The sequence below is a fragment of the Fodinibius roseus genome (assembly GCF_900129315.1).
Taxonomy (GTDB): domain Bacteria; phylum Bacteroidota; class Rhodothermia; order Balneolales; family Balneolaceae; genus Fodinibius; species Fodinibius roseus.
The window spans coordinates 115,010-139,585 of record NZ_FQUS01000006.1; the positions used below are offsets into that span (position 1 = coordinate 115,010).

The 24,576-nt window shown below is 50.8% G+C and carries 16 protein-coding genes; 11 read left to right on the forward strand and 5 right to left on the reverse strand.

The window, feature by feature from the left end; all coding sequences use genetic code 11:
- Nucleotides 1-104 precede the first annotated feature (104 nt).
- Nucleotides 105-2,300, reverse strand: a complete 2,196-nt coding sequence (locus BUB16_RS07175) for a pyrroloquinoline quinone-dependent dehydrogenase (RefSeq protein WP_211483118.1) — start codon at nt 2,298-2,300, stop codon at nt 105-107.
- On the reverse strand, nt 2,293-5,712 hold the full coding sequence (locus BUB16_RS07180; protein ID WP_073061484.1) for a ThuA domain-containing protein: 3,420 nt from the start codon (nt 5,710-5,712) through the stop codon (nt 2,293-2,295). Before BUB16_RS07180 ends, BUB16_RS07175 begins: the two co-directional genes overlap by 8 nt.
- Nucleotides 5,713-6,049: 337 nt before the next feature.
- Here BUB16_RS07180 and BUB16_RS07185 point away from each other — a divergent pair, with 337 nt between their 5' ends.
- The 5 genes from BUB16_RS07185 to BUB16_RS07205 all read left to right on the forward strand — a co-directional run bounded on the left by BUB16_RS07185 (nt 6,050) and on the right by BUB16_RS07205 (nt 11,176).
- Nucleotides 6,050-6,793 carry a helical backbone metal receptor gene (locus tag BUB16_RS07185; protein ID WP_073061487.1) on the forward strand — a complete coding sequence of 248 codons (744 nt, stop codon included), beginning with the start codon at nt 6,050-6,052 and terminating at the stop codon, nt 6,791-6,793.
- A 234-nt stretch (nt 6,794-7,027) separates the two neighbouring features.
- On the forward strand, nt 7,028-7,816 hold the full coding sequence (locus BUB16_RS07190; protein WP_084088101.1) for a DUF4292 domain-containing protein: 789 nt from the start codon (nt 7,028-7,030) through the stop codon (nt 7,814-7,816).
- Nucleotides 7,813-9,165 carry a murein hydrolase activator EnvC family protein gene (locus tag BUB16_RS07195; RefSeq protein WP_073061490.1) on the forward strand — a complete coding sequence of 451 codons (1,353 nt, stop codon included), beginning with the start codon at nt 7,813-7,815 and terminating at the stop codon, nt 9,163-9,165. The genes BUB16_RS07190 and BUB16_RS07195 overlap by 4 nt, the downstream gene beginning before the upstream one ends.
- 99 nt (nt 9,166-9,264) lie before the next feature.
- Nucleotides 9,265-10,686 carry a sialate O-acetylesterase gene (locus tag BUB16_RS07200; protein WP_073061492.1) on the forward strand — a complete coding sequence of 474 codons (1,422 nt, stop codon included), beginning with the start codon at nt 9,265-9,267 and terminating at the stop codon, nt 10,684-10,686.
- A gap of 31 nt (nt 10,687-10,717) precedes the next feature.
- Nucleotides 10,718-11,176 (forward strand): hypothetical protein, encoded by a 459-nt coding sequence (locus tag BUB16_RS07205; RefSeq protein ID WP_073061495.1) that lies wholly within the window; start codon nt 10,718-10,720, stop codon nt 11,174-11,176.
- Between the two features lie 328 nt (nt 11,177-11,504).
- On the opposite strand, the gene BUB16_RS07210 is transcribed toward BUB16_RS07205, so the two are convergent.
- A complete protein-coding gene (locus BUB16_RS07210; protein ID WP_211483119.1) occupies nt 11,505-12,161 on the reverse strand; it encodes a hypothetical protein in 657 nt (218 codons plus the stop codon).
- Nucleotides 12,162-12,480: 319 nt separating this feature from the next.
- On the opposite strand from BUB16_RS07210, the gene BUB16_RS07215 reads away from it, so the two are divergent.
- Nucleotides 12,481-15,489: a S8 family peptidase gene (locus tag BUB16_RS07215; protein WP_084088102.1), complete on the forward strand. Its 3,009-nt coding sequence runs from the start codon at nt 12,481-12,483 to the stop codon at nt 15,487-15,489.
- Between the two features lie 407 nt (nt 15,490-15,896).
- Nucleotides 15,897-17,546: a capsule assembly Wzi family protein gene (locus BUB16_RS07220; protein WP_170864312.1), complete on the forward strand. Its 1,650-nt coding sequence runs from the start codon at nt 15,897-15,899 to the stop codon at nt 17,544-17,546.
- Nucleotides 17,547-17,816: 270 nt separating this feature from the next.
- On the opposite strand, the gene BUB16_RS07225 is transcribed toward BUB16_RS07220, so the two are convergent.
- Complete coding sequence (locus BUB16_RS07225; RefSeq protein ID WP_170864313.1) at nt 17,817-18,692, reverse strand: DUF4382 domain-containing protein; 876 nt, start codon at nt 18,690-18,692, stop codon at nt 17,817-17,819.
- A gap of 282 nt (nt 18,693-18,974) precedes the next feature.
- Here BUB16_RS07225 and BUB16_RS07230 point away from each other — a divergent pair, with 282 nt between their 5' ends.
- The 4 genes from BUB16_RS07230 (at nt 18,975) to BUB16_RS07245 (ending at nt 23,076) form a co-directional block, all read left to right on the forward strand.
- Nucleotides 18,975-19,523 (forward strand): D-glycero-alpha-D-manno-heptose-1,7-bisphosphate 7-phosphatase, encoded by a 549-nt coding sequence (locus tag BUB16_RS07230; protein WP_073061516.1) that lies wholly within the window; start codon nt 18,975-18,977, stop codon nt 19,521-19,523.
- A 69-nt stretch (nt 19,524-19,592) separates the two neighbouring features.
- Nucleotides 19,593-20,609 (forward strand): DUF5050 domain-containing protein, encoded by a 1,017-nt coding sequence (locus tag BUB16_RS07235; RefSeq protein WP_084088104.1) that lies wholly within the window; start codon nt 19,593-19,595, stop codon nt 20,607-20,609.
- A gap of 436 nt (nt 20,610-21,045) precedes the next feature.
- Entirely contained in the window at nt 21,046-22,254 is a 1,209-nt protein-coding gene (gene sucC / locus BUB16_RS07240) for an ADP-forming succinate--CoA ligase subunit beta (RefSeq protein WP_073061520.1), read from the forward strand.
- Between the two features lie 9 nt (nt 22,255-22,263).
- Entirely contained in the window at nt 22,264-23,076 is an 813-nt protein-coding gene (locus tag BUB16_RS07245; RefSeq protein ID WP_073061522.1) for a sulfotransferase family protein, read from the forward strand.
- Nucleotides 23,077-23,284: 208 nt separating this feature from the next.
- Here BUB16_RS07245 and bshA read toward each other — a convergent pair whose 3' ends face one another.
- Complete coding sequence (gene bshA / locus BUB16_RS07250; protein WP_073061524.1) at nt 23,285-24,430, reverse strand: N-acetyl-alpha-D-glucosaminyl L-malate synthase BshA; 1,146 nt, start codon at nt 24,428-24,430, stop codon at nt 23,285-23,287.
- Nucleotides 24,431-24,576 lie beyond the last annotated feature (146 nt).

Consider the following 24,576-nt stretch of genomic DNA (forward strand, 5'->3'; position numbering starts at 1 on the left):
TGAATAAGTAGTAAGTAGAAGGTAGAAGGTAGAAGGTTGGGGAAATACTTTTGGCAAGGCCGGAGCGTGAGAAATTTCAAAGTACACCTGCGGGCTATCCGGGCTTATTCCGGCAGGGAAAAAGCAACGTAGGCGTCTCCCGATTCAACCCCCAGCTTGCCGCCGCCGCAGGCAATGACGACATACTGCTTCCCATCGACCTCGTAAACACTCGGTGTGGCAAAGCCGCCGTAGGGCAGCTCTGCCTCCCACAGCAGCTCGCCCTTTTTTTGGCTGAACGCCCTTATTTTCTTGTCCAGGGTAGCAGCAATAAATATCAGTCCGCTCCCGGTAAGTACGGGTCCCCCGTAATTTTCAGTGCCCGTCACGGGCATGCCTTCCGCGCTCAGCCCGGGATATTCCCCGAGGGGAACCTGCCAGGCGATCTCCCCCGTATTCAGGTTCACCGCATTCAATCTTCCCCATGGGGGACTGTTCGCCGGATATCCCTCCTCCGTACGAAATTTTTGGTAGCCGTTTAAAATATAGCGTTCGGATGCATCCGGGTCGCCGGCAGCCTCTTCTTTATCAGAAATGCTGTTTACGTCCACCTCATAATGCGGACGATCCACCAAAAAATTAACAATAGCCTTTTTGCGAGCCTCGGATACCTGGTAAAAAGCGGGCATCATGCCCCTTCCGCTGTCAATAAGGTTTAAGATCTCATCCGGGGAAAGCCGGTCTTCAATGTCGACGAGCGAGGGACTCCGCCCGCTCCCCTCCAGGTCGGTACCATGGCAGGCCACGCAGGTGGACATATACTCCTCGCGTCCCAGTGCCAAAGACAAGGGCAGGGACTCACCTGAACCCCGGTCCGGGTTCGTATCAATCATCTGAAGTATCCAGGGCACTTCATTGGTATTGACATACAGCATCCCGGATTCCGGGTCGACGGCACTGCCTCCCCATTCGGCTCCGCCGTCGAAGCCGGGGAACTGCAGGGTTCCCTGCAGCGACGGGGGCTCAAACATATGGCTGCTGTTCAGCCCCCTGAGCTTTTCCCGGAGGATATCCTGCTCCTGCTGCGATACGTAGGGATTGATATCGTCCTCTCCCATATGCTGACGCATGAGCGGTTCCGGCTTCTCGGGGATGGGCTGGGTCGGCCATACCTCTTCCCCCGCCAGATTCGACTCCGAAGGCACCGGGCGTTCGTTGATATCAAAGAGCGGCTTGCCCGTCTCCCGGTCAAACAGGAATACAAATCCCGTTTTCGTGGGTTGGGCCACCGCATCGATCTCCTGCCCGTCGCGACGGACGGTAACCAGCGAGGGAGGCGAGGGCAGGTCCCGGTCCCACAGGTCGTGGTGGATGGTTTGGTAATGCCATATGCGTTTTCCCGTGGACGCATCCAGGGCCAGCAGCGAATTGGCGAATAAATTGGCGCCCTTCCGGTTACCGCCATAAAAATCGGGTGAGGCCGATCCCGTAGGGATATAAACGATCTCCCGCTCTTCATCGAGCGCCATGCCGGCCCAGCTGTTGGCTCCTCCGATCCGCTTCCAGGCATTGGGGTCATCCCAGGTATCACGGCCGAACTCTCCCGGTCGGGGAATGGTATGGAACGTCCACTCCAGGGCCCCGGTCTTCACATTGAAGGCTTTGATATCGCCCGGCGCGCTGTCGGCTCCCTCCGACACCAGCGATCCGATGATGATAAGATCCTCATAAATGACACCCGGCGAAGTAGCGACCATATAGTACTCCTTGAACTCCTCCCTCAGGCCTTTCTTGAGACTTACCTTTCCGTTATTCCCAAAACCTTCGATGACTTTTCCGGTACGGGCATCCAGGGCATAGAGAAAAGATCCGGCGGTAAATAATATCCGGGCGTCATCCCCCTCTTCCCAGTACGTCACGCCGCGGTTTCTATTGACAGAGGGGTTGTCCTCTTCCGCATACGGATCAAACCGCCACTTTTCTTCTCCCGAAGCGGCGTCCAGGGCAAAAACCTTCAGCTTGGGCGAAACCCCGTACAGGGTCCCGTCAATAACAAGGGGATTCACCTGCATCTGGGTCCCCCCCTCATCAAGATCACCGGTATGATACGTCCAGGCGATTTCCAGCTCTGAAACATTGGAAGAATCTATCTGGGTAAGCCCGGAGTAGCGCTCCTGCGCCTTATTTCCTCCCCGTACGGCCCAGTTTGAGTCCCTGTTCGTAACATCTTCTATTTTTTCACAACTCCAAAACGCAATGATCAGAAAAAGTAACGTGTAGTATTTCATCGGCACATAAGTTATGGTAGCCCGTTTATTCATTGAGAAACGTTATTTCAGACAGCACAAGCCGTGCCGAGGTCTGCCCGCCGGCCGGACGGCTCACGATGTATAACTCATGCGTACCCTCAGCAATACCTTCATCCACGGGAATGGTAACGGAATTAGCGAACCCTTCCCCGGTTTGTTGTCCCGCGCCACTTCGAAGAACCTCTCCGGCTTTTTTGCCATCGGGGCTATCCAGCCTGATTTCGAACAGGTACTCCTCTTCTACCGGTTCCCGCGTGACCGTCGTGATGCGAACACCCGAAATACCGGTGAGGTCCATATGATCCAACCCAAAAGACCCTTCTTCCTCCGGCACGTTCAGCAACAGCTTGTCGTCATATGTCATCGTTTCGTACCCCTGCATATTTTTTGCCGATGCCAAAGAGATCGTATTATTCCGCAGGTATACGCTGGTATTCCCGGTCAGCGGTTTGGCATCGGTACTGCCCTGATCGGTATAGCTGGCCGATAGGATGAATACTCCATTCGAAATCAACTCTTTATCCAGGGTAGGCTGCAGCTGTCCCGAGGGCGGTAGCGATTCACGGGCCTGTCCCTCACCACTGTGCGTCATAATCCAGGAAACGATTTTATGGGCATCCGCTTCGCTTAGCTCGAGATGAGCCGGCATCGCCCGGTCGCCCCATACCCCGGTGCTTCCGTTTATAATTTTATCAATCAAATACGAATGAATACCGGTGGAATCCCGGTATCGCTCAGCAATCGCTGTATAAGAGGGGCCAACAGAGGGAGAGTCCACGGTGTGACATGCCTGGCAATCGTACGATTCGATCATACTCTTACCGCTCATCGTTTCCGTTGCTTCCTGATGTCCCTGCGGGGCGTCTGTCCTCTCCTCCCCTTCTACATAACTGGCCGTAACAAATAGCCTCGAGAGGTCAAGATCATCCGGGGCAGTGGAACCCTCTTCATCCTCGACACGCACCGCGTATGAAACCGGCCGGCCGGGAAAGTAAAAAGTACTGTTGCCTTCAATATCTATATACACCTCGGGCTCCCTGTTCCCGGCATACACCGACACGGAGCTGCTTGCCACGGAATGTCCGTGTCCGTCGTGAACCTCAACCGAAATGGCATATTCTCCTATTTCCTCAAACGTATGCTCCAGCCGCGGCTCATTTGTTTCTATGGTGGTTCCCTCTCCGAGGCTCCAGATGTAGCTCAGCTGATCCTGCTCGGGATCGCCGGCTTCAACAGTGGCTGTGATTTCAAACGGCAGGGTGCCTGAGGTCTTGTTAACAGAGAGATCCTCTACTTCCGGGGGACGATTGCCCGCATTGAAATCGATTCTCAGCAGTCCGGAATCATCATTCTCCGCAAACCAGCCGCTCCCGTATTCCAGGATATAAATACGTCCGTCGGGACCAACTTCCATATCAATAGGGGCGTTCAGCTCTATCTCCGGCATAAAAGACTCCATCTTGTCAAAATCACCGCCGGGCTGCATCGTCACCACTTTAATCCAGCCGCGTATCCAGTCGTAAATAAACAGTTTTCCGTCATAGTACTCCGGCAGCCGGGTTTCCCCGGGATAGCGGTCCGTATAGTATACCGGTCCCGCCATCGCATTTCGTCCCCCTGTCCCCACCTGCGGGAATTCCTCGGAGGCGCCGTAGGGATACCAGATAAAAGCCGGCTGGGGCGAGGGCAATTCCTTGATTCCGGTATTGTTGGGAGACAGATTACGGGGTTGTTCCGGGTCAAAGGGCTCCCCGGATTCTCCGCTGCCGTAATCATACCGGTGATAGGCCTTGTTGTCCGCTATAAACATAGGCCAGCCGAAAAACCCGGCTTCGCGCGCCTGGTTTATTTCATCATATCCCCTGGGACCTCTCGTATCCAGGCTGTCTTCACGGGCGTCGGGGCCCACTTCTCCCCAGTAAAGATAACCGTTCTCCTGGTCAACGGAAATGCGATACGGATTCCGATTGCCCTGCACATAGATTTCGGGGCGCGTGCCCTCCCTGCCTTCGGGATAGAGGTTTCCCTCCGGTATTTCGTAACTGCCATCCTCGTTCACGCGAATACGCAAGATCTTCCCGCGCAGGTCATTGGCATTGCCGGAGGTGCGCCGGGCATCATACTGCTCAAATCCTTCCCGCTCGTCCAGCGGCGCATAGCCGTCGAGTACATACGGCTGGTCAGGCTGGTTAAACGGGGTCGAATTATCACCCGTCGAAAGGTAGAGCAATCCTTCTTGATCAAAAGCGATCGATCCGCCGGTATGGCAACAGATATCCCGCTTGGAATAAAACTGCAGGATAGTGGTCTCCGAGCGAAGCGTATCCTCTTCAAAGGTAAACCGGGACAACCGGTTTACCGAGGTATCCGCCGGACTGTAAAAAGCATAGACATAGCCGTTTTCTTCAAAATCGGGATCCGCCTGAATGCCCATCAGTCCCTCTTCGGCGTTCACGTTGGGTTCGTCGGTTTTCCAGTACACATCCAGCGCTCCCACCGGGCTTAAGGTGGAATCTCGATTATTATACAGTAATATGCCCCCGCGCCGCTGGGCAATCAGGATATTGCGATCGGGCAAAATCGTCATTTCTGTCGGCTCAAACAGCTTACCGCTTACCAGTTGAGTTTTCGAAAAACGATTGGCATCAGGCACCCGGTGGGTCGTAGCTTCCGTGTAATCCAGCTTATGGTTCTCTCCGATAGCATATTCAATGCCCGCCAGGATATGGTTCAGGTACCGCTCATCGGTATACGATTCTTTCGTATGTCCCAGTGCCGTGTAAAAAGCTCGTCCCCCGTCATAGTTGTGATACCAGGCCATCGGGTGATAGCCCATGGCAGTGCCCCCTTCGTAACTATCCTCATCAATCGTCAAAAGGACATTCACCTCCTCATTAAAGTTATCGAAACTGTACCACTCGTCCGTTCGCTTCCAGAGATCGGGCAAGAATTCGGTGGACGCGTGGGTATCATCCTCCACATGCAATACGGCCTCCTGAACCTCGGGATGATCCAGGAAGTAGCCCCCTGCAAGCCGCCCATACCATCCCCACTGGTACTCCGTAGCCGCAGCGGAATGAATTCCCATGTAGCCTCCTCCTGCCTGGATATATCGTTCAAAATCAGCTTCCTGGTATTTATCAAGCACATTCCCGTTGGTATTGAGAAACACGACGGCCGAGTACTGCCGGAGGGTATCCTCGGTAAACAGGGCTGCATTCGTCGTCGTGTCGACTTCAAACCCGTGCTCGTCCCCCAACTGCTGTATCGCCGCCACCCCATCGGGAATAGCTTCATGGTAGAACCCGGCCGTCTTGCTGAAAACCAGGACTTTGGGGGGACCCGAGCGTTTTGCACAGGAGATAAAGAGGAAAGCAAAGAGAATGATGACAAGGTATGGCGTTAAGGAGCGAGTGTGCTTCATGTTGTATGTTAAATTTACTGGAACGGTATGATATATCAATAACTTTGGCTTATTACAAATTTTTTAATCTAACCTGGATTTTCACAAAGAAGGCTTAACTATATGCTAAAACTTAAAAAAATAACAGGATAACAAATGATTACTTATTATTCATGAATAATCCAGGCTAAGCACAAGGGTTGCCGGGATAATCAACTCTTCTTTTAAAACTTTTAACACTGCCTTTTAAGGTAAACAAGGATTCTCATCCGAAAAACCGTTTCCTTTGCCCTGAAAGATTTCCCCGGAAATAATATTGGTAATTTCTGAATAAGACAAAAATTTGTATTTTTTCGCTATGGCATCTAACTACCGGCGTATTATCAGTTTAGTCCCGAGCCTTACGGAACTGCTTATTGATCTGGAGCTGAAGGATAAGCTGGCGGGCAGAACACGATTTTGCGTGCACCCGAAAGAAGAGGTGGCAGACATCCCCATTGTAGGGGGGACCAAAAACCCGCGGCTGGATACCATCAGTCAGGCCGATCCTGATCTTATTATCGCCAACAAGGAGGAAAATCGTCCGACTGATATCAAAACGCTTATGGACGATTTTGAGGTTGAAGTAACGGACATTGCCACTATCGAGGATGCCCTGATCACCATCCACAGGCTGGGACAAAAACTGCAAGTCACAGAACAGGCCGGCGAGCTTATCTCCGATATACAGGATCGCCTTACCGACCGACCCGGGGAACCGGAACTGCGAACGGCTTATATGATATGGAAAGACCCGTGGATGAGTATCGGAGGCGACACCTATATCCATGACGTGCTGGAACACTGGAACCTGCCGAATATATATGGCAGCCGGAGCCGCTACCCAAAACTCGATCTCAACGAGCTGCAGAGCTATAACCCGGACCTGGTTCTGCTCAGCAGCGAACCCTACCCGTTCCGGGAAAAACACCTCGCACAAGTACAGGAGGTATGTCCCGCCGCACGGGTTCTATTGGTTGAAGGCGAATGGTTTAGCTGGTACGGCTCACACATGAAGCACGCCTTTGGGCGACTCAATGTCTGGCGTAAAGCCATCAGTTAGCGTTTCTAATCAGGTTTAGCGGTTTCGTATGCGGCGACAAGCCTCAAGCTCAGGCATATTTCTGCTTATTTCGGTACTATAAAGGGATAGTAATCGTTTAGAGAACGTGCCGGTATTAATCACCTGTCGGACAACCATCCAAGAAGCATGATACGTACATTCGAACAGTCCGGCGAACAAACAATCAACTATATAATTCAATACTGCTAACAATTTCTTAACGGCCAGATAACCATGATGACAGATGCCTTCCGGATACCCATCTCCCTGCGTCCCAACGCGGCCCTCATCCTCCTCTGCATGGTCCTGGCCTCCTGCTCCGGTACCAAAGAGATGGCAGAGGTGTCAAAGGAAGGTTATCAGTCCTCCCCGGCTGATGGCAAAACGATCGCAGACCGGCTGCCGGACTACACCGACACCCTCCATACCCTGAAAGGCAAAGGGCGGGCGATTGTCAGCGAGCCGAACAATACCGAACGCGCAACGCTCCTGTTTTCCAGCAACCGCTCCAAAAGCCTGGTGACCATCCGCAATGGTCTCGGTATTGAAGGAGGTCAGCTGCTAACTGACGGCGATACGCTGCTGGTCTACAATAAAGTGGACAACTATGCCCGCCGGATTCCCGTTCGCGGCGGGAACCTCGATCGGATCAATCAATTAGCTTCGCTGAATATTCTCGATATCATCAACTTCACTTTAAATGCCGACCATGTCGAAAAAGTGCAGGAAAACGATACCCACTTTAAGCTTTTCCTATCCACCGGCGCACGGGTTTTCGTAGACAAGGAATCTCACCTCGTCAGCGAGGTCATTCAGCCGGCAAACTCCGGGCTTCCCTATGCTAAAATTCAATACGACGCCTATGCGCAATTAAAAGAATTCAGGCTGCCGCGAAGAATTACTATCTTTGGGGCTGACGGACAATCCAAAATAGCCCTGCAAGTGGGCTCATTGGAACTTAATCCCTCACTTGAACCGCTGACTATTAACCTTCCGGAAGATACCCGCATCTATCATCGATGAATAAAACCAGCTTATACATAACCTTTTTTTGCTGTTTTTTTGGAGCATCCACGGCTGCTGTAGCCCAAGACGGGAATTACGAAAAACAACGTGAAGAACTGCTTCTCAAGCAAAAAAATACGCGAGCGGAGATTAACAAGCTTAACGAACAGATTGATACCTTTGAGCAGCGGCTGCAGAAAACCAGTGAAAAATACGCTAACCTGTACGAACAGTTCGAAGACCTGCAGCGCCTGATCACATTACAGGATCAGAAAATCTCCAAATTGCAGGCCGAGCAATCACAAATTCAAGATGAAATTGCCGTCATCAACCAAACCATTGCCGAAAACCAGCAGAAACTCGAGCAGCTGATTGAAAACTATAAGGAGACGCTTCAATATATTTACAAGCACGGACAAACGTCCGAATTAGCGCTGCTGTTTGCCTCTTCCTCTGTTAACCAGATGCTTATTCGCGCTTATTACCTGAGAAAGTTCAATACGTATCGCGAAGCCCAGGTTAATGAGATCCGGGAAACCGAGGAGGAGTTAAAACGCAACAGGGCGCAGCTCGAAGATGGGCAGGAACGAAACAAACGCCTTCTGGCTGAAATACGTGCTGAGAAAGAAACGCTGGCCCGCCAGAAACAGAAACAGGAAAGCAACGTAGCACTGCTTCGGCAGGATAAGGAGCGCCTTCAGCAGAAACTGGATGAGATACAGCAGCAAAAAGAAAGCCTGAATAATACGCTCACCTCCCTGATCCGGGAAGAGGAGGAGATTCGCCGCGAGCAAGCCGAACGCATACGACAACTTGAGGAGAACCGGGACCAGAAGCTGGCCGAAGCGGAAAATATCGAGGATGAGGAAGAGCGGGCCCGCGAAGTGGCCAAGTATGCCGCTGCGCCGGCAGAAAGTGAAGAATTTCTGGATGACGAGGAACTGAGAGAAATCGAAATAAGCTTTGCCCAAAATAAGGGAGAGCTGCCGTGGCCGGTAGAAAGCAGCACCATCCTGGAACATTTCGGTCGCCAGCGTCACCCGGTCTATGGTACCGTGACCCCCAACCTCGGTATTGAAATCCTCTCCGACCCCAAAGCACCGGTTAAAGCGGTTCACCCCGGATATGTCATTGCGGTACAGCCGTTTCCCGGATACGGGGATGTCGTTTTAGTAAAACATGGCCGGTTCATCACAGCCTACGGGAACCTGAGCCAGGTTTCTGTTCGTGATGGCTCTATCCTCCAGCGGGGGGATATCGTAGGGCTGTCGGGCGATCAGGCCTCTGCAAACGGGGAATCGGTCTTTTTCCTGGTCCGGGAAAACAATGACAACCTTGATCCCGAAAACTGGCTCCGAAAAAAATAGATCCAGGAATATCTCTTTGCCGAAAATCTCAATTGCTTTCCGCTCAAAAAATACTGTTTTTATCGGTACACCTAAATACGAATACATGCACCTCTCCTTATGAAAATTAAGCGTTTTTATTATTTGCCCTTGGTTTTAGGCATTTTCCTTGTTTCGGTACCCAACAGTTTAGCAATAGACTTACCGGCTATTTTTCAAAACGGGATGGTATTGCAGCAAAACAGCGAAGTAGCTGTCTGGGGCACCACGAACCCTAATATAAAAGTAACGGTTACGACCGGTTGGAACCGTGAATCCTATAATACTTTCTCTGGTAAGAATGGGAAATGGCAAGTTGATGTATCTACACCTCAGGGAGGATTTAACGAATATGAAATAACTATTGAGGCAGATGAAACAGTAACACTGGAAAATATTTTAATAGGAGAGGTTTGGCTTTCCTCGGGGCAGAGCAATATGGCAATGCCTGTCAAAGGATATATCAATCAGCCAATCAATAAAAGTATGGATATTCTGATGGACGCTAAAAATCCCTATATCCGGTTATTTGAAATTGAAAGAAACTCTGCTTCGAAACCTGCTCCCGATATCAAAGGAACCTGGACAAAAAGTAATATACATACGGTCAAAGATTTTAGCGTCGTTGCTTTTATTTTTGGAAAGCAATTATTCGAAAAGCTCGAGATTCCTATTGGACTAATCGGCAGTTACTGGGGCGGATCTTCCGTCGAAGCATGGATGAATGCAAAAGCTTTAGATGAATATCCCTCTCTGGATCCTTCATTACAAAAAAATCAAGAAAAAAATGCTAATCGCATACCTTCTGCTCTATTTAACGGTATGATCAAACCTATTATACCGTACGGAATAAAAGGAGCTATTTGGTATCAGGGCGAAACTAATAGGGATAGAGCTAAAGAGTATCGAAGCCTTTTCCCGGATATGATTCGGTCTTGGCGGGAAGAGTGGGGAATCAGTGACTTCCCCTTTTATTTTGTGCAAATAGCGCCGTATTCGTATGATGGGAGCAATATGTCGGCTTTTCTAAGAGAGGCACAGCTAAAAACCATGCAAAAGGTATCTCATTCAGGGATGGCGGTAACAATGGACATTGGCGAAAAAAACAACATTCATCCGGCTAAAAAAATCCCCGTCGGAGAAAGATTATCCTTCTGGGCTTTAGCCAAAACTTACGGAATAGAAGGCTTGCCGTATTCCGGTCCGGTATACCAGGCTATGGACGTAAAAGACAATAAAGTTCATCTCAGTTTTAAATATGCACCTAATGGATTTACTACTTTTGACAGGGAGTTAACAGCATTTGAAGTAGCGGGAGAGAATAAAAAATTTGTCCCTGCCAACGCAACAATAAGCAACGATAAAATTATTGTATGGAGCGAAGAGGTTAACGAGCCTAAAGCAGTACGTTATTGTTTTAAAGACTGGTGTGTTGGAAATTTGTACAATACAGCGGGACTGCCAGCTTCATCTTTTCGAACTGATGACTGGAATGTTAAATAAGACTCAATAAATAAATACTTATATACTATCCATGCACAACTGGCAACGTACTTTTGCATTTATCAGCGGAACGTTAGTTCTGGGGCTGCTGCTCATTGTCGTCTCCCATAATTTCATCCATTATGTAGATCGGGAAGGCACGACCGGCTATCTTTTTCTGATGGGCTTCGGGCTGGTTTACCTGAACCTGAATTTTGGCATCAGCCGCCGTTTTATTATTAAGGCGGTGGACCTGAACTGGCTCTGCTACCTCATGGCTTCCCTGACTATCGCTCCCACAATTTTCTGGGTCTATACCAGGGATGTGGGACTCGGCCAGTCGGAGCTCCTTTTCGTCGTTATCACGATATTTTCAGCATTCCTGGGTACCTACTTCGGCATACGACGCGGTCTGGTAAAACGAGCGATCTATATTCGTCGACTCCGGGAAGACGAACAGGAGCTGCCGGATTCCCTGAAACGCCCTCACGACGATCTCCGCCCAAACTAAAACAGCTCCTTTTTCCCATCCGGGATACGATTTTTTTTTCAGATGCTGGGAGCTTTTTATCCCGATCAACCCGGGGTGTAGCGTTCCGGCTCTGCCAAGGTAGTCATCCTGTCTGCCTTCAGCCGATATATTTAACAACAAGAAGGTTATTACTATTCGCAACAGACAGAGAAAAACCTGACAGGTAAGCCGGTGTCTTGGGCTGCGACATTGATTCAGCTGCTGTTTCGAAGGGGGGGGCACACCTGCCGGGCCAGGCAGCAGCCTTAAACCTGCGGAGGAAAGACGTCCTCCCTTCAACCGCTTAATGATATTTTTCGGACGGACATCAATTAAAGCGGTATAAGTCAATTCCGACATTCACCTGCATAGTTCGGGCATCCGCCCTGAAAATCCGGCCGCTTTCCCAGTCGGGACCCACTTCAACAAAAAAACCCAACGTATTGCTGATGCGATAGGCCACACCGCCCCGCAATCCGAGGCGGACCCGGAACCCTTCTCCTCCGGTGCGGGTGTTTGCCAGCTCTCCTACAGCCATATTGTTACCGAACAGGGCCTTTCCCTGCACGTAGGGCTGAAAACGATTGGTCTTAAAGGGGTATGCCCGCACCATGGGACCCAGTCCCCAGCTCCCGAGACCAAAACCGGATTCATCCCCGGAGTTATCCACAAAAAAACTGCCCAACACCTGAAATCCCACCCCGACCCGGGGCGACATCATCCGTATATTACGAAATACGAATTCAAGCTCGGAGCTGCCATCCGTTTGCAATGTATCGTTGCCGAGATAAGAATAATCGCCCAGCGCGTGCAAATTGACCGTCAGCCCGTTAATTCCCACATCCGACCGCAGCGGCTGTATGGCCGCATTGTCCCCGGGTGATTGCGCCTGAAGAGCGGTTGCTGAAATCAAAAAAATACTTGTTGCGAAAATAATCGTTACTAACGGATTTGCAGGAAGGCTGTCCATATTATTTTTCATCATACAATATTTATATCGAAATACGAGGTTAATTTAATAGTTCAAGACCTGTCTCTTGCAACGCACAGAAAATACGTATCTTGCAAAAGAATTTTAAGCCATAAAGTAAGGCTGATAGAGAACTTGACAAACTCTTTTCCTGAAGAAGCGTTAGCATTGGTATTCCGTAAAGAGATCAGGCTGCTTTACATTGTGATAAGGGCTTCGGTTAAGGCCACCGCCCTGCCTCCGTCTTTGCGGCATAGGTGCGACGATAGAAGAAATAAAAAGACAGGGAATCATTTATTTACATTTGAAGTGCGTTTTTCTACCATACTTCCATATGATTACAACGATACCATCACGGACGATACTGCTTTTGTTGCTTTTCCTGCCCCTGGCAGCCATGGGGCAACAGCCAAACTATGCTCCCGATCGATTGCTTATCAAATACGAGTCGGACCAGCGGCTCCGGCAGCTTAAGGGCAAGCTCACAAGCGATCCCCGGGCTGCTGTTGAGCAGTTTCTGCGGCTTTCGGGCATGCGGACGATACAGCCGCTTATGAAAACCCGTCAACGACAAAAACTGCGCCGGGAAAACAGGTCCGGGGCAGATGACCTGTTACGCATCCATGAGGCAACTTTCAGTCAGCGCATCGATCCGCTTCACCTTTCAGCCAAGGTCGAGCGTATGCCCGGTGTTGCCTACGCTGAACCCAAATACATACGCCGGCTCCATCTCACTCCCAACGATTCCACGCTCGAAAAATTCATCGATTTCCACCGGTTTTCCGAAGCCTGGGACCTTTCCACGAGCGGCCCGGAAGTGGTCATCGCAATCGTTGACGGCGGGGTAAATTATACCCATCCGGAACTCGACGACAAGCTGTGGGTCAACCAGGAGGAAGTGCCGAACGCCCTTCGTCCCACCGCGGACCAAAATGCTGATGGCAGCGTGACCGCTACGGAGATTGGGCAGTATCTGCGGGACAACGGGGAAGACTACAACGGTGACGGGCAAATTCAGCTGGACGATGCCCTTCATCCCGGTGCTCCCTTTACGGACCGGGCAGACGGCGACAGCAACGGCTATACCGACGATCTTTTTGGATGGGACTTCCGGAACTCGGATGCTACCGGTCAGGTCGCCGGGGACCATAATCCTATGCATGACGGCACGGACCATGGCACCCATGTGGCCGGCATAGCTGCAGCAGAGACGAATAACCAGTCCGGTATTGCAGGGGCTGGTTTTAACAGCACCTACATGGCGGTGAAAGCGGGCGGCACCCCCGATGATCCGACCTCCGTAGGCTATGGATTTGAGGGCATTCTGTATGCCGCAGAACAGGGAGCCGACATCATCAACTGCAGCTGGGGGGGCGACGGCTTCTCCAACGCCGAACAGGATGTCATCAACTACGTAACCCGGCGGGGCGCCCTGGTCGTCTCCTCCTCGGGCAATGACGGGGTGGACAAGGTGAGTTATCCCGCCGGTTATGACAACGTATTGGGAGTGGGATCGGTGGAGACCTCCGATATGGTGTCCGGGTACTCGAACTATGGATACGAGCTGGATGTGCTGGCCACGGGCTCGGGCCTCCTGAGCACCAGCTATGGCGAATCGTTCACAAGCAAGAGCGGCACCTCTATGGCTGCGCCGGTCGTGAGCGGACTGGCGGCCCTGCTGAGGTCAATCCACCCGGGGTGGTCCGCCGAACGCATCGGACAGCAGATTCGCACCTCGGCTGTTTCTGTTGAAAACGACAACGCAAGTGGCTTTGCCCATAAGCTGGGAAGCGGTAAGATCGACGCCTTTAATGCGCTGAATACCGATCAGCCGGGACTTAAACTCACCTCGGTCCGCTTCGAGAACAGAGAGGGAGAAAAACTGCAGCTCAACCAGCCGGGGACCGTGTACGCCAATATAGTAAATGTAGGGAAGCCGGTCTCCGACATCGACCTCCAGCCCGAAGCGGTACAGGATGAAGGGATTGAGCTGTCAGCCGGCAGCACCCGGCTCCCGCCCCTTTCCACTGGTGATTCTACGGAAATCACTTTTGAGCTGACCATCGGCGACGATTTTGATCTCAGGGCAACGCCTGCGATACGCCTGAACTTCCGTGATCCAAACGGAAGCTACGAGGATTTCGGAATCGCGCAGTACGAGGAATTCCTGCACGACGTTGTGGCCGAAAACCGCGTTAAAACCTCATTCGGCTCCGACGGCACGATTGGTTTTACAAAGCCGCTCCTGGGCGCAGGCGGAGTAGGATTTGTCCCCCGCACGCGAACGTCCGGCGGGTACGCCGAGGGGAGGAACCTGCTTTTCGAAGGGGGACTGATGGTCGAGATTGACGGCACATTGTATGATGCGGTTCGAAGCGAAACCGGCCGGGTTTCCCGCGACTTTACCCCGCTGGAGCTTTTTACGACCACCCGGAACGAATCCGTCTCCGATCTCGACGGACACGCCACATTCCGGCTCGAATCGGATACGACCCACGATGCGACCATCCGCCTGCAAACCTATGCCTATAATCATCCCCGGCTGAGTAATGCCGTGCTGCTTCAATATACGCTTCGCAATAACTCCTCTTTCCGTGAGCTTACCAATGTGTATGTGGGACTTTTCAACGACTGGGATATCGGGGACTCCGCTGATAACAACGCCTCCTTTATGCCTGCCGACAGCCTGTTGTATTTTTCCGAGGCTACCGAAAACAGCAGTGAACCCATCACTGCAGTGGCCACGATGGGTCCGATATCAGGCATTCTCGCCATTGACAATACGACAGAAGGATCGCAGGACAGCCTGAGTTTCGGTCTCTATGACGGCTTTACGGACACCGAAAAACGGTCGGCCCTGAAAGCCCGGAAGACGAAGACCGGCAGGCAACACAGCGATATTTCCGGGGTCGTTGCTTCGGGTCCGTATACCCTGGATCCGGGGGCAGAAATCGTGGTCGGCTTTGCTTATGCATTCGGAGACGACGCGGAGGTGTTGGCCGACCAGGTAGCTGCCGCCCGGGCTCAAAAACCGTTTGAGGTTTCGCCCGCCGGACGGGCGGTATCCGACGAAGAGCCAGCCGAAACGAAGCTCTTTCAGAACTACCCCAATCCTTTTCGCAGGGACACGCAAATTCGCTTTGACCTGGCAAAGGCTTCTCATGTCACCCTTACCATCTATGATGTATTGGGACGCAGGGTGCGGGTTCTTCGCAATGCAGAAATGGGAGCAAAATCGCATTTCGTTACGTTTGATGCAGATGGATTAAGCAGCGGTGTCTATTTTGCCCGCCTTAAGACCCCTGATGGCGTACGAGTCCTGCCTATGACGCTGATCAAATAGCCTGGCGAGAACTTTTTGAACCGTTCTTTAGCCCAATATCGGCGTTATCGCTCGGTTGAAATCCTCACATATAGACTATTTGCTGCGACTCCAATCTCCCCGGGGCCTTGATCCCGTACAAAATTCTCGGTCTTTCAAAGTCCTCTTGATAAGAGTCCGGCAGACTCCCGGGAAGGGGTTTGCTACCCGGCGATCGGTTTTTTTTAAACTCATATTCGTCCCCCCCCAGCGGCCACCGGGGAACAAAATCCGCCTTTTTTACCTACCATTTTTAGATTCTTTCCTATCATAATTTTTATTACAAATAAAACAGGGCAATGTTATTCAAAAAAAACCTCTCATTTCGGTCATCTTATGCTATTTCTTACCCATTTTTTTTCTGTGTATTCATCTTTTCTAACATAGTGGTGGACGGACAACAGGCCTGGGCTCAACAACTTGAGGAAAACGATATTTACAGGGAATATCTTCAGACATTAACCATTAGCGGCCTCCTCGCTCGGCCGGAGGAGCCATTTGATCTCTTCAACCACGAGTACTCCCATCTCAACAGGCTCGATCATTTGCAGCAGCATCCGTGGTCCGGTGCACCCAATCCGATATTCCATACCGGCGGCACCCGTGAAAAGTTATCAGCACCTGCGGGCCCCGGCCCAGAAAATCATTTCACGATCGCTCCCCATGATCCCAGGCTGCGAACCTACTGGCAGTCGCTCGAACCCGGCGGACAGCATGACGGCCCGGTCTGGCAAGGAAGGGGATTCACCAGTGATTGGTCGGGCGGCTTTTTTTTGCGATACCGCTTCCTGTCGGCTTCTTTGCGTCCCCATCTCATATTCAACCAGAACAGAAGTTTTGAACTCTCCCCGTACGAAAATAATCCGAACAGGTCGCCCTATGCCTACGCTCTCGGCCGCATAGACTGGCCCCAGAGATTTGGGAATCATTCTTTCTGGACGGCGGATTGGGGAAACTCCTATCTGCGCGCCGACTACCGGGGATGGGCTGCCGGCATTTCCAATGAACATATGCGGTGGGGACCCGCACGCAGGAATGCCATTCTTATGGACAGCAATGGTCCCGGCTTCCGCCACTTCTTTATCAGTACCTCGGAGCCCAAAGACATTTATGTCGGTCACCTGAAAACCAAGCTGTTCTGGGGTAAGCTGATGGAATCCGATTACTTCGATAATAATCCAGAGAATGATGAACGATATGTATCGGGACTTACCCTGTCGGTAAGTCCCAAGCCGGTGCCGGGACTGAGGGTTGGCCTCAATAGAATTTTTTATGAAATCATTCCACCCGAAGGCATCCCGGCCGGCAACCTGTTCAAAATCTTCGAAGCCTTTACAAAAACGACTCTCACCGATGAGTCGAACATCAGCGGCAACGACCAGTCCGATCAGCTTATCTCCCTGTTTGGCCAGTGGGTCTTCCCCGAAAGCGGGCTGGAAATTTATGGAGAATGGGCGCGAACGGATCACAGCTGGGACTGGCGGGACTTTGTTACCGAACCCTCCCACAGCCGGGGCTATACCCTGGGCCTGCAAAAAACGTTTGACCTGAGCAGCAAAAAAATAGTATCCGTTACCACCGAGCTGACCCAGCTCGAAGCCAGTAAGTCGGGTGCTTTTCGTGGATACGCTCCCTTCTATGTTCACAGCAGATCGCCCCAGGGATATACCAACCGGGGACAACTGATGGGGGCTGCCATCGGACCGGGATCCAACAGCCAGTACCTGGGGGGATCCCTGTATTACGACAAAGGCCGTATCAACATATTCGCCCAGCGGGTCGCTAAAAACAACGATTTTCTTTACCTGTCGGATGCCATGCTTGATGAAGATATTCAGAATCCAAATCACAACAAGTACTGGCTGCATAATGTAGAAATGAGGTTCGGAGCGTCTGTTCTATTCTTCTACAAACAGTTTGAAACAGATATCGGCATTACCTACCGGCGCGAGATTAACCATGATTACATCTACGAAAATGATCAACATCACCTTGGCATAAAGCTCTCTCTCCGATATCGTCTCTCTGCATTGAGATAACATGTTATCTTGTTATCCCAAACCCTTAACTTCATGGTTGGCGACCGGCGGGTATCAACAGGCGGACATCGGACTGTGTCCGACGAGCCGGGCGCAATGAGGGCATGTGCATATATGCCTCAGTAATTTTTCGCATCCAATCGATAGCAAGCAAGCTTCTTGAAATAAAAATGCCCGGCTGACTAAACAGCCGGGCATTTTTTGTTGTTAATTCTTCTAAGAACATAAGCATTAGCCCGCATTTATCGCTGGAAAATGCAGATTAGCTTTTTACTCGTTTTCGTCCAGTATGATCGGATCCAGGTTTGTTTCTGAGCCACTTTCAACAGATATGCCTGTCTCTGTGGTAACAGAATATTGATCGCCGGCCGGTTCTATTACCAGATCATACAGCCCCTCTTCGAGTCCCCGCAACATAAAGCCGCCATCTGTTGTATCGGCGTGGGTAGAGCTGATCGTGTCGCTTCCCGCAACAGCAAAAACCGTCGGCCTTGCATCTACGGGTTCCACCGTCCCGGAGATCGATCCGGCTTCCGCCTTTTCACCGCTCTCAACAAAGGCCTTGAGCACCGGTTTCAGGATGTATTTACCACTCCTTCCTGCTTTGTGGACCGAGCGGGACGCATCGAAATCGATAATCACATCGAGCTCTTCACCGGCTTCAAGTTCGGTCTTGAATTTGATCTTATATCCCGATTGCTGGCCGCTGGGTACTTTGAGGTCGTGCAGCATATCATCCACCATGACGGTGTTGTCATGCCCGAGAATCAGCCGAAGCTCCCGGTATCGTCCGGGATCCAAGTCTGCCGAGGACAGCAAGGTGTCAACCCCGTTTGTCAACTCCAGCAGGTTTATGGTCATCGGATCCACCGGCAGCTCTATCCATTTGCCATCCTTGTCCGGATCCACATCAACGGTATCGTCACTGAATGGTGTATAGTGAATACGAAGTGCCTGAACCTCCACATTTACCTCCTGGTAGTCGCCAGGGGCATCGGTAAGCTTCACGTTCATATGAGCCTTCCCGTGCTTTGGCCCGTTGAAATCCACATCTTGACATGAAACAGCAAGCAGTATTACTGCTCCAAATACAAAGATACTTTGTATAATGCGGTTATGCATTACGTTGAAATTAGCTTTCTTCATATAGTTTGCCCTAACTTTTTTCATGATTATTTGCCCTGTCTGAATTATTATTTTGTAATAATTAATATATACTATATGTAGTATATCTTTTATTATTAGTCTGGATCCGAATTTTTTGTTCCGTAATTTTTATTTTCTGAAAAAAAGACCGCTACTGCGGTTTGAATCCTGTTGATTGAGTGTCAGGTGGGAATGTACGAGAAACGGAGGCAGGCGTATCGAGCTGGCACCTGCCCTGCTGTTTTTTTACTTTGGATATTTATCTTAGATTCATACAACCACATGAATAAAGCATTTTTTCTCGATCGCGACGGTACCATCAATGTAGATTACAATTTTGTGCACCGCCCGGAAGAATGGAGATGGTGTGAAGGGGTTATTGAGGCGCTGCAGTGGATACGCGACCACCATTTTAAAATTATTGTCGTAACCAACCAGTCGGGTATCGCGCGCGGGCGATACACGGAGAAGCAGGTGCAGGCGCTCCATCGCTGGGTGGACCAGCAGCTTCTGGAACACACCGTCTCCATCGATGACTGGTATTATGCCCCGCATCATCCCGAATATGACCCCGATCAACGGTATGTGCCGGAAGATCGGAAACCCGGCACCGGCATGTTTCAAAAAGCTGCTCAAAAGCACCGTATAGATTTCGGGCAGTCATATATGGCCGGAGATAAATTGAGCGACCTGAAACCGGCCGTTGACCTGGGAATTACGCCCTTCTTTATCAAATCGCGCCATGAGCCCCATCAGGATACCGAATGGCTGCGACAACACGGGATTGAGAAATATCAATCGCTGCATGCCGTCACAAAAATGCTGTCATAACGCCTAAAAAAGGTGAATTAGTCTCTCTTTTTTATTACTCTTAATATTACAAGGGTATGGGTGGCAGGTATGAAACGATCATTCGCAGTTCTTATATTTGTATTGTTGTGCAGCAGGGCAGCCTTTTGTCAGCCTCGGGATACGGATACGCTCTCCTACGTGCATCCCTACTGGTCGCCCGACGGTCAATATATTGCCTTTGCTTCAGCACTCAGGGGTAATTTCGATATCTATGTGATTGATTTAAATACCCATGATGTGCAAAATATAAGTTCTCATCCCGCTCACGACTACTACCCGGCCTGGTCGCCCAACGGAAAGTATGTCGCTTTTTTTTCCGAAAGGGAGCGGGAATTGTACTACGACATGCGCCACGCTCATAACGAATCGGAACAATTCCCCATAAGCTCCGCACGGGACGGCGATCTTCCCTCATGGTCGCCGGACAGCCGTAACCTGCTCTACCATTCCAATGAAGACGGGGATATGGAAATATATCTTCGCAATTACCAAACCCAGGATATCAGGAAGCTCACTTCCAACGAAACTACGGATGTCTATCCTTTCTTCTCTCCGGATGGTAATCACATTTTGTTCCTGTCGGATCGGGATGGAAATATTGAAATCTACACCATGGAGCCCGACGGCAGGAATCAGCAGCGACTTACCCACTCTCCCCATTCTTATGAGGTGGATCCCGTGTGGTCGCCCGATGGAGAGAACATTGCCTTTGCCTCCGACCGCAATGACAATTTCGACCTGTACGTAATGGATGCCGACGGCTCCAACCAGACACAGCTGACCACCGACCATCATTTCGATCTTGCTCCACAGTGGTCGCCGGATGGCCGGACCCTTCTTTTCACCTCTAACCGCTTCGGTAATTTCGACCTTTATGTCATTGATATTGACGGGACGAATATGAAACAACTCACGGCACACAGCGGAAAAGATTACTACGCTTCCTGGTCGCCCGACGGGGAAGAAATCATCTTCTGTTCCGACCGCTCCGGCAAAGATGAAATCTATATCATGAACCGGGACGGGACGGGGTTGAGAAGGATTGAAATCAGCAGCAGCCGGTAGGGCGGCTTATCCTCTTGTCAATACTTCGAATGTAGCCGGTCAGCTGCGTTGAAGATAAAAATAGCGTGCCAGACGCAGCGGAGTCCCTTTCTGCCGCTTTTTTTCCGTCGCCTTGCAGAAGTACAGATTGCCTGGTGAGGAAATCCGGGCTAATTGTATATCTCACTGAATTTCTTGCCATTCATTTATTATATTAAGCGACTGAATTTGATAAATCAGTCCCGCCAGGAGTCTGTCGGACGTTGAGGGTCGTGACGAAAGCCAGACGGTTTGAGTCATATTTCCGGGGTCTTTTGAGGCGAATAGTGGGTCTGTTTAAAAAAAGAGCTCGGAATCCGGCCAAAGCCGACGGACTCGCAGTAGATTTTGCCAAGTCCGACAGGCTTACAGACCGGCGTATAATTTGCAGTAACTATTAACCTTACAGATTGTCGTTATGAAAATCCATGAGTACCAAGCCAAAGAATTATTAAAAGAATACAATGTAGCTGTCCCCGCGGGCGTATCCGCTACAACGGTGGACAAGGCTGTTGAAGCTGCCCGGGAGATGAAAGACAATGGCGCCGGCCTGTTTGTTGTCAAAGCGCAAATCCATGCCGGGGGACGCGGAAAAGGGAAGACCAAAAACAGCGGTGCGAGCGGCGTCATTCTCTGCGATACCCTTGAGGAAGTGCGCGAGGCGGCCGAATCGCTGCTTGGCGATACGCTGGTTACGGTACAGACCGGAAAAGAGGGGCAGGAAGTCACCCGCATTTACGTCACGGACGGGGTGGATATCGAACAGGAGTTTTACCTGGGTATTCTGCTCGACCGGTCAAAGAGCAAAAACGTGATCATGGTTTCGACGGAAGGGGGTGTTGAAATTGAAAAAGTAGCTGAAGAAACGCCCGAAAAGATTGTGAAGGAATGGGTGGAACCGGGCATGCAGCTGCAGCACAACCAGGCGCGTCACCTGGCGTACGCCCTCGGATTCGAAGGCGATGCCTTCAAAAAGGCCGTGAAGTTTATCATGGCGCTGTATAACTGCTACGAAGAAACCGACGCCAGCCTGGTGGAAATCAACCCGCTGGTACTTACCCCGGGCGGGGATGTGATGGCGCTCGATGCCAAAATGACCTTCGACGATAATGCGCTTTTCCGTCACAGCGATATTGCTGAACTGCGCGATAAATCGGAGGAAAACCCGGTTGAGCTGGAAGCCTCCGAATACGGGCTGAATTATATTAAGCTGGACGGCAATGTGGGCTGCATGGTCAACGGAGCCGGACTGGCCATGGCTACCATGGATATCATTAAACTCTCGGGCGGTGAGCCGGCCAACTTCCTCGATGTGGGCGGCAGTGCCAATGTGGAAACAGTCAAAAATGGGTTTCGTATCATCCTGGAAGATAAAAACGTGAAGGCGATTCTCATTAATATCTTTGGCGGTATCGTGCGGTGCGACCGCGTGGCCAATGGAGTAATTGAGGCCGTAAAAGACCCTGAAATTGCTGAGAAGGTGCAGGACGTCCCCATTATTGTCCGCCTGCAGGGTACCAATGCCGAGGAAGCCAAAGAGATCATCGACAATTCAGATCTGAATGTTATCTCTGCCGTTCTGCTCAAGGAAGCAGCGGAAGAAGTATCCAACGTGCTGGCGGCCTGATCCTGCATCATGAAAAGAATCCATATCGTCGGGGTAAGTCCCCGCACCGGGACCACACTCATGGCAGAAGCCATTAAGACGTGTTACCATGTCGATTACTATACCACGCATGAAGATCGATTATTTACCCGTGCGCCCGGTCATCCGGATATTTTCCTGACCAAAAACCCGAAAGATGTCATGATAGCGGGACCCAGCCTGCGGGTTGACCCCGATCTGTATGTCATCTGTATGTTGCGCGATCCCAGGGATATTGTTTGCAGCAAACACAAGAAAGACCCTGATCGCTACTGGGCCAGTCTCCGCTACTGGAAAATGTACAGCAGAGAGGCGGGGCGTCTGCAGGGCCACCCCGGATTTATCCTCATACGGTATGAATCTTTTGTATCCGATCCCGATGAGGTACAAGACCTCTTGTCCGCCAGGATCCCCTTTCTGGAAAAGAAGGTGCCTTTCAGCAAATACCATGAAGCGGCTTCCGTTTCGGATTCCTCCCAAAAAGCCCTCAGCGGGGTGCGTCCCATCCAACCGACAAGTGTGGGCCGCTGGCGGGATCATAAAGAACGTATTGCGGGACAGCTGAAACTGCACGGCTCCCTTACGGAAGACCTGATCCGTTTCGGATACGAAGAAGACGAGCAGTGGCTGAACGAACTCGAAGGAGTGGAACCGGACCTGAGTCCCAGTCATTTTCCGGAATATATGACCTTCAGAAAAAGAATCTCCCTGAAGTTCGGAAAATATCTGGAGGCGTTCCGCCGAATGGTGGAACAAATGATGGGTCGCCGAATCAGAATTACACATCCCAAAAAATGGTTCTGAGCACGGATTTTCAAAGAGCTCATTTAAGACAGCCAGCGAGAATAGATTCCTGCCTCACTCATTTTTTTACCGGTCGCCCCTATATAAACCGGTCGACCCTATATAAATACCTGACAACACAGTGGCGGCGCCGATATATTCCATCGTTGTCGTTGGCCGGTTGAAGAGCAGAATATCCCCCATAAAAGCTATAGCAGAACATAAAATACTATGCCATCTGCTTTTGAAGCTCCTCCTTGCACGTCTCATAATACTGCTCGTAGATACTCACGACCTTGCCCATCTCAAAACGCTCGGCCTGCCTGCGGGCATTGCGGGCCATTTGCTCGTGCAGTGATCTATCCTGTAAAATATCAACAGCATAGTTTGCCATGCAGTCGGTATCGTCCAGGTCACAAAGATAGCCGGTCTCGCCATGAACGTTGACTTCAGGCAACCCGCCGATATTGGAACTGATTACCGGCACGCTGCAGCTCATCGCCTCAAGGGCCGCCAGGCCAAACGTCTCGGAGCCGGAGGGGATGAGAAACAGGTCGGCAATGGAGAGCACTTCCTCCACCTGGTCCTGCTTACCCAGGAAACGGACATGATTGCAGATGCCCAACTCACGGCAGCGTTTCTCAGCCCGCTGACGATCGGGTCCGTCGCCCACCAGCAGCAGCTTGGCGTCGATCTCATTTTCCAGTATCCGGTGAAATACATTCACCACTTCCGGCACCCGCTTGACCTCCCGGAAATTGGAAACATGTACCACCACTTTTTCGCCATTGGGACAGATGGCGCGTTTAAAGTGGTTTTTATTGGATTTTTTAAATCGCTTGAGATCAATAAAATTAGGAATAACCTCTATCTTTTTCCTGATGTCAAAACGATTATAGGTCTCTTCTCTCAGGAATTCCGAAACCGCCGTTACCCCATCACTTTGGTTAATAGAGAAATCGACGACGCTCTTATAACTGGGATCACTGCCCACAATCGTAATATCGGTACCGTGAAGCGTCGTAATCAGCGGGACGTGCGCGGCCTTTTCACCCAAAATCTGTTTGGCAAGGTAGGCGCTGGTTGCATGCGGAACTGCATAATGAACATGCAACACATCGATCTTTTCGTACTCAATGAGGTTGGCCATCTGATTAGCTAACGCCAGATCATAGGGAGGATATTCAAAGAGCGGGTAGGTGTTCATGTTCACCTCGTGATAGGAAATATTGGTCTGAAACGTATCCAGACGGGCCGGCCGGTCGTAGCTGAGGATATGCACATTATGATTCCGGTGAGCCAATTCTTTGGCCAGCTCCGTTGCCACCACACCACTGCCCCCGAAAGTGGGATAACACACAATTCCAATATTCATGCTATATATCCTTTCTGCTGTTTACGTTACCGGTCAACGCTATAATAATGATTTTTTACCACTTTTGATTGATTAACAAAAATTTGTCCTTCCCCATTTCCCGGCCTCGATATTAGGTGTAAAGCCAGCTATCTCTTATATTACAG